The sequence below is a fragment of the Caballeronia terrestris genome, assembly GCF_001544515.1.
In the GTDB taxonomy this organism is placed as follows: Bacteria; Pseudomonadota; Gammaproteobacteria; order Burkholderiales; family Burkholderiaceae; genus Caballeronia; species Caballeronia terrestris.
This window is the reverse complement of record NZ_FCOL02000603.1, coordinates 1-604: the sequence shown is the minus strand read 5'-3', so window position 1 is coordinate 604 and position 604 is coordinate 1. Positions and strand designations below refer to the sequence as shown.

Annotated in this window: 1 protein-coding gene; it reads left to right on the top strand. The window is 64.9% G+C overall.

Annotation, left to right across the window (positions count from 1 at the left end; all coding sequences use genetic code 11):
• Positions 1 to 604, top strand: a 604-nt coding sequence (locus AWB67_RS39170) for an efflux RND transporter periplasmic adaptor subunit (protein WP_125477920.1), incomplete at both ends; no start/stop codon positions are given.

The window sequence follows — 604 nt, the reverse complement described above, 5'->3', positions numbered from 1 at the left end:
TACCAGCTCGATCCGATGTGGGTGAACTTCAGCATCTCGGAGAACGAGATCCTGTCATATCGCGATCAGGAAGCGAAAGGCCTCATCAAGTTCCCCGCCAACCGCGACTTCGAAGTCGCGGTGATCCTCGCCGATGGCACCGTGTATCCGGCGCGCGGCAAGATCGATTTCACGAATCCGGCCTTTAACACGCAAACTGGCACGTTCCTCGTGCGGGCCTCGCTGCCCAATCCGAAGGGTACGCTGCGCCCCGGCCAGTTCGTGCGCGCGAAGGTCTACGGCGCGGTGCGTCTCAATGCGATCCTCGTGCCGCAGCGCGCAGTGCTGCAGGGGTCGAAAAGCCATTTCGTGTGGGTGGTCGACAAGGACTCGAAGGCGCGTCAGCGTGTGGTCGAAGTGGGCGAGTGGCACGGCGACGACTGGTTCATCAATCAGGGCTTGCAGGCGGGCGAGCGGATCGTGGTCGATGGCGCGATCCGAGTGGTCGCCGACACGCCGCTCAAGATCACCAATGCGCCGCCGTCCGTGCCCGCGTCCGCTCCGGCTGCTGCCGACGCCGCTCCCGTCGAGCCGCACGGCGGCGAAACGCAAAGTCTCGCGCGGC